General features: G+C 72.1%; 6 protein-coding genes and 1 pseudogene. 5 read left to right on the plus strand and 2 right to left on the minus strand.

The window, feature by feature from the left end:
• Positions 1-7: 7 nt before the first annotated feature.
• Together ACIBR0_RS01500 and ACIBR0_RS01505 are read left to right on the plus strand one after the other, a co-directional pair.
• Positions 8-994 carry an ABC transporter permease gene (locus ACIBR0_RS01500; protein ID WP_396712079.1) on the plus strand — a complete coding sequence of 329 codons (987 nt, stop codon included), beginning with the start codon at positions 8-10 and terminating at the stop codon, positions 992-994.
• A gap of 92 nt (positions 995-1,086) precedes the next feature.
• The gene (locus tag ACIBR0_RS01505; protein WP_396712081.1) at positions 1,087-2,823 is read left to right on the plus strand and encodes an ABC transporter substrate-binding protein; all 1,737 of its coding nucleotides are present in this window, start codon (positions 1,087-1,089) and stop codon (positions 2,821-2,823) included.
• A gap of 55 nt (positions 2,824-2,878) precedes the next feature.
• Here the strand turns inward: ACIBR0_RS01505 and ACIBR0_RS01510 are convergent, their stop codons facing one another.
• Complete coding sequence (locus ACIBR0_RS01510; RefSeq protein ID WP_396712082.1) at positions 2,879-5,023, minus strand: prolyl oligopeptidase family serine peptidase; 2,145 nt, start codon at positions 5,021-5,023, stop codon at positions 2,879-2,881.
• Positions 5,024-5,111: 88 nt separating this feature from the next.
• On the opposite strand from ACIBR0_RS01510, the gene mshB reads away from it, so the two are divergent.
• The 3 genes from mshB (at position 5,112) to ACIBR0_RS01525 (ending at position 7,061) form a co-directional block, all read left to right on the plus strand.
• Positions 5,112-6,038 carry an N-acetyl-1-D-myo-inositol-2-amino-2-deoxy-alpha-D-glucopyranoside deacetylase gene (gene mshB, locus ACIBR0_RS01515; RefSeq protein WP_396712084.1) on the plus strand — a complete coding sequence of 309 codons (927 nt, stop codon included), beginning with the start codon at positions 5,112-5,114 and terminating at the stop codon, positions 6,036-6,038.
• Between the two features lie 17 nt (positions 6,039-6,055).
• Positions 6,056-6,508 carry a hypothetical protein gene (locus ACIBR0_RS01520; protein ID WP_396712437.1) on the plus strand — a complete coding sequence of 151 codons (453 nt, stop codon included), beginning with the start codon at positions 6,056-6,058 and terminating at the stop codon, positions 6,506-6,508.
• Positions 6,509-6,596: 88 nt separating this feature from the next.
• Positions 6,597-7,061 (plus strand): hypothetical protein, encoded by a 465-nt coding sequence (locus ACIBR0_RS01525; protein ID WP_396712086.1) that lies wholly within the window; start codon positions 6,597-6,599, stop codon positions 7,059-7,061.
• Between the two features lie 108 nt (positions 7,062-7,169).
• On the opposite strand, the pseudogene ACIBR0_RS01530 reads toward ACIBR0_RS01525, so the two are convergent.
• Positions 7,170-8,252 (minus strand): annotated as a pseudogene (locus tag ACIBR0_RS01530) (hypothetical protein); the annotation flags it as partial.

An 8,252-nucleotide genomic window follows, 5' to 3' on the forward strand; every position in this document is an offset into this window, starting at 1 on the left:
GTGTGCGATGACGCGATTCCTGGTCCGGCGGCTGCTCACCGCCGTGCTCACCCTCTTCGCGGTGAGCGTCCTCAGTTTCCTCATGTTCTTCGGTCTTCCGCGCGACCCGGTCAGCGGCATGTGCCCGAAGAACTGCAACGCCGAGCGGCTGGAGCGGGTCCGCGAGGAACTCGGCCTGCGCGACCCGCTGATCACCCAGTACGCCAACTACATGAAGGGCATCGTGACCGGCCGCGACCTGGGCAGCTCTCAGGGTGGCCGGTGCGAGGCCCCGTGCCTGGGCTACTCCTACGTCAACAGCGAGGCGGTCACCGACACCCTGACGCGGGTGCTGCCGGTGACGCTGAGCATCGTGATCCCGGCGGCGATCCTCTGGCTGCTGCTCGGGGTGGGCCTGGGCATGGTCTCCGCGTTGCGGCGCGGCACCTGGCTGGACAGGTTCGCCATCGGCTTCGCCCTCACCGGGGCGTCACTGCAGCTCTATTTCGTCGGTGCGGTGCTGCTGCTGATCTTCACGTACAACCTGGGGATCACGCCGGTGCCGGGCTACACGTCGATATTCGACGATCCCGTCAAGTGGGCGAGCGGGTTGGTGCTGGCCTGGGTGTCGCTGGCCTTCCTCTTCTCGGCCATCTACGCCCGGCTGTCGCGGGCGCAGATGCTGGAGACGCTGTCGGAGGACTTCGTCCGGACGGCGCGGGCCAAGGGCCTGCCCAAGCGGACGGTGTACGGGCGGCACGCGCTGCGCGCCGCCATCACGCCGGTCGTCACCATCGCCGGCCTCGACGTCGGGGGAGCGTTGGGCGGCACGGTGATCACGGAGACCACCTTCGGGATCCAGGGGCTGGGCCGGACGGCGATCGACGCCGTCCGCGCCGGTGACCTGCCGACCATCATGGCGACCGTGCTGGTGGCCGCGGTCTTCATCGTCGTCGCGAACATCGTGGTCGACCTGCTGTACGCCGTCATCGACCCCCGCGTCCGGTTGCGATAGAGCATCGGGTCCGGGCAGGGCATGGAGGATTCCTCCAGTCTCTGTTACATAGATCGCAGGTTTTCTACTTCTGACGGGAAGGAGGGCGCGAGATGCGCCTGAAGAGGGCAACCGCCGCTGGCGGAGCACTCGCACTGCTCGTGGTCATGGGCGCGTGCAGCGAGAACAAGGGCACCGGTGGCACGACCGATGCCGACCGCGTGCAGAGCGGGTCGATCGCCACCGACCCGAAGGAGTCGATGGGCCCGGCGGCGGAGGTGCCCGGCGCGGCCAAGGGCGGGACCTTCCGGGTGATCCGGGAGACCAAGATCTCCCACATGGACCCGCAGCGGGTCTACTCGTTCGCCGGTCTCATGAACGCCCCGCTCTACAGCCGCTTCCTGACCACGTTCAAGGACGACGGCTCGGGCAAGGTCACCCTGGTCGGTGACCTCGCCGAGACGCCCGGCACCGACGTCAACTCCGACTGCAAGGTCTGGGAGTTCAAGATCAAGGACGGGGTGAAGTTCGAGGACGGCAGCCCGATCACCTCCAAGGAGATCGCGTACGGCATCGCCCGGTCCTTCGACCCGGACCTCACCGGCGGCCCCACGTACCTCCAGGAGTGGCTCGCCGACACCCCGCAGTACGACACCAAGTGGGACTTCAAGGCGAACAAGACCGCGCTGCCGCCCGGCCTGACCACGCCGGACGCCAAGACGCTCCGGTTCGAGTTCGCCAAGCCGCACTGCGACCTGCCGTTCGCCGCCTCCCTGCCGTACACGGCTCCGCTCAAGGCGGACAAGGACACCGGCGTCAACCTGGACAACCAGCCGTTCTCGTCCGGTCCCTACAAGATCACCAAGAACACCGCGGGTGTCGAGGTGGTCATGGAGCGCAACGAGCACTGGGACCCGAACACCGACCCGGTGCGGCACGCGTACCCGGACCGGATCGTCTGGAACTTCGGCCCGGACGCCGAGGCGGGCGCCAACCGGGTCATCGCCGACAACGGTGACGACCAGGCGGCGCTGGCCTGGAACGGCGTTCCCTCCGCCCTGGTCGCCAAGGTCACCGGTGACGCCGCCCTCAAGCCGCGCTCGGTGCAGGGCCCGACGCCGAGCCTGTGGCGGCTCACCATCAACACCTCCCGGATCACCGACCTGTCGGTGCGCCAGGCGCTGAACTACGCGATCGACCGGGACGGCTTCGTCAAGGCGTACGGCGGTGAGGCGTCCGCGCGGGCCGTCACCACCCTCATGCCGCCGTCAACGATCGGCTACGAGAAGTACGACGCCTACCCGGCCGGCCCGACGGGCGACGTCCAGAAGGCCAAGGAACTGCTCGCCGGTAAGACGCCGGAGCTGGTGCTCGGCATCAGCGACGACTCGCCGGAACTGGCCACCCAGCTCAAGGGCAACCTGGAGAAGGCCGGCTTCAAGATCACGATCAAGACGATCCCGACCGACGCCAAGCTCGACGAGGTCGGCAAGAAGAACAACCCGTACGACCTGTACACCGACCAGTGGGCCGCCGACTGGCCCAGCGGCGCGGCCATCCTGCCGGTGCTCTTCGACGGCCGGACCATCAAGGCCGAGAACAACAGCAACACCTCGTACGTCAACAGCGACGAGATCAACAAGGAGTTCGACCGGGTCCTCGCGCTGCCGGTGACCGAGCAGGGCAAGGAGTGGGCCAAGCTCGACCAGCGGATCATGAAGGAGCTCGCCCCGGCGGTGCCGCTCTTCGTGGAGAACGGCTACTACCTGCACGGGTCCAAGGTGGGCGGGATCTTCATCTCCAGCATCTTCGGGTACCCGTCCTTCGTGAACGTGCACGTCAAGCAGTAGCCGCACCCCGGCAGGCGGGCCCCCGGTCGACAACGTCGTCGGCCGGGGGCCTTCCTCATCCCAGGTGCTGGCGGAGGAAGTCGAGCTCCAGCCTCAGCAGGCTCTCGGCGACGCCGCCGGCGGCCATGTGCGTCGCCCCGGTCAGCGGGAGCACCGCGTGCGGGCGGCCGGTGGCCAGCAGTGCCGCCGACAGCCGCAGCGTGTGCGCGGCCACCACGTTGTCGTCGACCAGCCCGTGCACCAGCAGCAACGGCCGTGCCTGGTCGGGACGCGTCACCGGCTCGGCGGCCATCTCCACCAGCGAGTGGTGCGCGTACACGTCCATCCCGTCCTCGGGCATCCCCAGGTACCGCTCGGTGTACGCGGTGTCGTACAGGGCCCAGTCCGTCACCGGCGCGCCAACGATCCCGCACCGGAACAGCTCCGGGTGCCGCAGCACCGCCAGCCCGGCCAGCCAGCCGCCGAACGACCAGCCCCGCACCGCCACCCGGTCCAGGTCCAGGTCCGGCTGCTTGTCGGCGAGCGTGGTCAGCGCCTCCACCTGGTCGGTCAGCACCACGTCGGCCACGCGCCGGTGGATCGCCTTCTCGAACGAGGGCGCCACGCCGGGCGTACCGCGGTTGTCGACGACCACCACCGCGAAGCCCGCGTCGGCCCACCACTGCCGTTCCAGCCAGGCCGCGCGCGCGGCGATCACCTCCTGGTGCCCCGGGCCGCCGTACACGTCGAGCAGCACCGGCAGCCGCCGGCCGGTGACGTGGTTCTCCGGGTAGAGCACCGCCGCCGGCAGCCGCCGGTCGGTCACCCGCTCCAGCAGCGGCAGCGGGGCGTACGGCGGGGTGGCGGCGAGCGAGCGCAGCACCGCCACCTCCCGCTCGCCCTGGGTCACGGTCCAGCGGGTGCCGGCGTGGTCCAGCGAGGCCGTGCCCACCACCAGCACGTCCCCGCCGACCGCACCGACGTGCCAGGCGGCGTCGGTGGTGATCCGGCGGGCATCCACACCCCCGCCGATGCTCGTGCGTACGCGGAACAGGTGCTGCTCGCTCGGCTCCCCGTCGCTCGCCTCCACCAGCAGGTCCGCCGGGCCGGGGCCGTTCGGCAGTCGCCCGACCACCCGCCGCACGTACAGCGACGGCGGGGTGAGCAGGGTCCCGTCGGCGAACAGGCAGCGCGCGTCGTACCCGTCGTGGGCCAGCTCCCCACCCACCAGCACCCGGCCGTCAGGCAGGTGGGCCGGGGTGCCCGGGATCGGCTCCACCCAGCGGGGGTCGGCCAGTTCCGCGTGCACCTGGGTCTCGCCGGTGCGTGGGTCCACCGCCAGCACCAGCCCGTGCTGCTGGGACCGGCGCAGCACGGTGATCAGCGGACCGCCGTCGGCCCAGTGCACGGCCGTCAGGTACGGGTAGGTCTCGCGGTCCCAGTGCACGTCCACCCAGCCGTCGTCGAGGTCGAGCAGGTGCAGGCTGACCTCGGCGTTCGGTCCGCCGGCCACCGGGTACGCGACGCTGACCGGCTCACTCGCCGGGTCGGCCGGGTCGTGCAGGTGCCAGCGCCCCAGCCGGGACTCGTCCACCCGCGCGGCCAGCACCGACCGCCCGTCCGGCGCCCACCAGTAGCCCCGGAAGCGGTCGAACTCCTCGGCCGCGACGTGTTCGGCCAACCCCCAGGTCACCCCGGAGTCCTCGCCGGCCAGCAGGGTGTCGGTCCCGTCGGCCTCGACCACCCGCAACTGCCCCCGGCGGACCCCCTCGGCGGCGTCCGTCACGTACGCCAGCCGCTGCCCGGTCGGATCGGGGCGCGGGTCGAGCACCGGACCGACGGCGGCCACCTCGACCACGTCGCCGTGCACCAGGTCCGCGCGGAACACCCGGCCGGCGAGCGCGAAGACCGCCACCCGGCCGGCGTCGTCCAGGGCGTACGAGCCGATGCCCGACGTGCTCAGCCGCCGTCGCTCCCGCAGCGCCCGCTCGCCGGGGCTCAGCGCGGCCGGGTCGCCGTCCGCGCCGAGCAGCACCGCCGGGTCGGCGACGAGCCGTTCCTCCCCGGACGCGACGTCGAGGAGCCAGAGCGCGTCGGCCGGGTCCTCCGGACCGGCCGAGCGCAGGAAGACCACCCGGGAACCGTCGTCGGCCACGGTGACGGCGCGCGGTGCCCCGAGCCTGAACCGACGGGTACGTGCGGCCAGCTCCGGAAAGTCCACAGCTTCAGATCGTAGGGCGACCGCCGGGGTGATGTGGGCGACCTGCGCGGACGCGTCGGCGCCGGGTGCCGGAGAACCGCCGGATAGAGTGACGGTCGTGACGACGCTGCCCGCCCGCCGGCTTCTGCTGGTCCACGCGCACCCCGACGACGAGTCCATCGGCACCGGCGCGACGATGGCGCACTACGCCGCGACCGGTGCGCACGTCACGCTCGTGACCTGCACTCTCGGCGAGGAGGGCGAGATCCACGTGCCGGAGCTGGCGCAGCTCGCCGCCGCTGGGGCGGACCAGCTCGGCGGCTACCGGATCGGCGAGCTGGCCGACGCCTGCCGCGAACTCGGCGTCACCGACCACCGCTTCCTCGGTGGTGCCGGCCGCTACCGGGACTCCGGCATGATGGGCCTGGCCACCAACGAGCACCCCCGGGCCTTCTGGCAGGCCGACCTCGACGAGGCCGCCGGCCACCTGGTGGAGGTCATGCGCGAGGTCCGCCCACAGGTCATGATCACGTACGACGGGAACGGCTTCTACGGGCACCCGGACCACATCCAGGCCCACCGGGTGGCGATGCGGGCGGTGGAACTGGCCCGCGCCGAGGGCTGCGCGCCGGCGAAGGTCTACTGGACGGCGATGCCGCGCAGTGTCCTGGACGCCGGTCTGACCCACTTCACCGAGGCGTCGGACAACCCGTTCGACGGCATCGCCAGTGCCGACGAGCTGCCCTTCGGCACCCCCGACGAGCAGATCGCGGCCCGGATCGACGCCACCGAGCACCACGCCGCCAAGGAGGCGGCGATGCGGGCGCACGCCACCCAGATCCCCGCCACGTCGTGGCTCTACTCGATCGCCGGCAACTTCGGCGCCGAGTTCATGGGGGTGGAGTACTTCACCCTCGCGGTGGGGGAGAAGGGCCCCGGCTTCGGACCGTACGGCTGGGAGGAGGACCTCTTCGCCGGGCTGCCCGCCGTCGACGGCGCGGACCGGTCCCCGGTCGGCGCGACCGGCGCCCGGTGACCCTGCCCGCCGCGCCGATGTCGGTCGTCCCGGACGAGAGCGCGCCGCCCGACCCCGGACGGTCGCGGGAGTCGCTCGACCTCGCCCTCCGGGTGGTCGGCGGCGTGTTGGCCGCGCTCGGCGGGTTGCTGAGCGCGGTCCTGGAACTGCTGCTGGCGCCGCTGCGCGTCGGCGGGCAGTTGATCGGTGTCGCGGTGCTGGTGGCGGTCGGTGTGAACCTGCTGCTGGGCTGGTTCGCGCACCGGGTGGTGTCCCGGCGCTGGGCGGTGGCGCTGCCCGCCGTGCCCTGGTTCCTCCTCGTCGCGATCGCCGGCCTGCGGACCGATGAGGGCGACCTGCTGCTCGCGGGGACCTGGGTCGATCTGGGGATGATCGTGGCCGGTGCGATGACCTTCGCGGTGGTGGGCTTCCGGCAGGTCCTCGCCGCCCCGCCCCCGCCGGCGCGCCTGCGCCCGCCGCCGGTTCCGTGACCGGTACTGACGACACACAGGTCGCGGTGGTACATATTCCTGCCAGGAGGCCCGCCAGCGGGGCGGGCGGTACGGCGGGAGGCGTGCGATGAGGGAGCGGTGGCGCGTGATCGTGGTTCTCGCGGTCGCGCTGTTCGCGGTCAACGTGGTCGCCCGGCTGATCATCCGGCTCGGCTTCGACGGTGACGACGGTGCCGCCGACCGGGTGTCGCTGGGGATGTTCGTGGTGATCGGGCTGATCCTGGCCACGGTCGCCTTCCGGTGGGGCCGGCAGCGGCCGGTCGCCGAGTGGAGCGGTGACCTGGTCGTCGCCGTCGGCGCCGCGCTGCTGCTGACCGTGCTGGTCGGGCCGCTGCTGGTCGGCAACAACCCGTTCGCCGGTGGCGCGGGTACGTTCTTCGCCCAGATCTGGCTCTACCTGGCCGCCGCCGGCGCCGGCGTGCTGCTGGGCTACCTGCTGCTCACCGCGCTCGGCCTGGACCACCGCTCGCAGAGCCTCAAGCGGTACGCCGAGGTCAAGGCCGCAAAACCCCGCCGCGTGGTCCGCCGCTGACCCCGCCCGTGGCACCGCCCCGCCGCCGCCCCGCCGACGGCAGCCGTTGATCAAGGGGTTTGCGTCAGCAGGAGCGCTTTCGCTGACGCAAACCCCTTGATCAACGGGCTAGCGGGGGGAGGGGGTGCTGTGCCGTCCGGCGGTGCCGGGCAGGGGTGGGGTCGCCACCGCGGTGTCGGCCGAATCGGATCCGGCGGTGAGGACGGTGCCCTCCGGTGTGACGATCTCGTCCACCGGATCCATCTCCGCCGGGACCATCGAGGCCAGCACCCGGTCGGCCGTCTCCATCGTCACGTCGGGGCCCGACCCGACCGGCTCGTCCCGGGTCCGTACGGACTGGTCCCCGGTGGCTCCCCGGCTGCGCGGGACCCGTGCTGATCCGGGCGATCCCGTGTCGTTCGGTTCGGACCGCCGGGCCTTCGCGTCGTCAGGTGCGGCCGGTAGTGCGGGGGTGTCGGGCGCCGGGGGCACCGGCAGCGCCGTCCTGTCGGCCATCGCCGCCTCCAGTTCCGCCGCCCGCCGCTCCACGTCCTCCACCTCCGGAGCCTGCGGCGTCACGTCCGCCAGTTCCGCCGCTCGCCGTTCGAGGTCTGCCAGCGCCGCCGCCCGGGGTGAGTCCGACGCCCCCGAGCCGTCGGTGCCCACGCCTCGGGAGCCGGAACCGCGACCGGAATCGGAACCGGAACCGCGACCTGAACCGGAACCGCGACCTGAGCCGGAGGCGCCTCCCGAGCCGGGGCCGCTCCGGGAACGGGAGCCGCGACCGGACTGCGAACCGGTGCCGGAGCTGTTGCGTGACCGGGTGGTCCTGCGGCCCTCGCGAAGGGCCTTGATCAGGGCGTCGACCAGCTCGTCCTTGCGCATGTCGGCGGTGCCGGTGATGCCGCGTCGGCGGAGTCGGTCGCGGAGCTGGTCGACCTTGAGGCGGGCGATCTCGCTCTCGTTGACGTTCGGGGTGTTCGGCGTCTGGTTGCCGGGCCGCTCGCCGGAACCGGAACGGGAGCCGCCCTGGGAACGGGAGCCGCGACCGGACTGCGAACCGGTGCCGGAGCTGTTGCGTGACCGGGTGGTCCTGCGGCCCTCCCGAAGGGCTTTGATCAGGGCGTCGACCAGCTCGTCCTTGCGCATGTCGGCGGTGCCGGTGATGCCGCGTCGGCGGAGTCGGTCGCGGAGCTGGTCGACCTTGAGGCG

The sequence above is a fragment of the Micromonospora sp. NPDC049497 genome (assembly GCF_044465805.1).
Taxonomy (GTDB): Bacteria; Actinomycetota; Actinomycetes; order Mycobacteriales; family Micromonosporaceae; genus Micromonospora.

Coding starts and splice junctions, on each gene's coding strand:
- ACIBR0_RS01500 (WP_396712079.1), top strand. CDS start 8: ATGACGCGATTCCTGGTCCGGCGGCTGCTCACCGCCGTGCTCACCCTC.
- ACIBR0_RS01525 (WP_396712086.1), top strand. CDS start 6,597: ATGAGGGAGCGGTGGCGCGTGATCGTGGTTCTCGCGGTCGCGCTGTTC.
- ACIBR0_RS01505 (WP_396712081.1), top strand. CDS start 1,087: ATGCGCCTGAAGAGGGCAACCGCCGCTGGCGGAGCACTCGCACTGCTC.
- ACIBR0_RS01520 (WP_396712437.1), top strand. CDS start 6,056: ATGTCGGTCGTCCCGGACGAGAGCGCGCCGCCCGACCCCGGACGGTCG.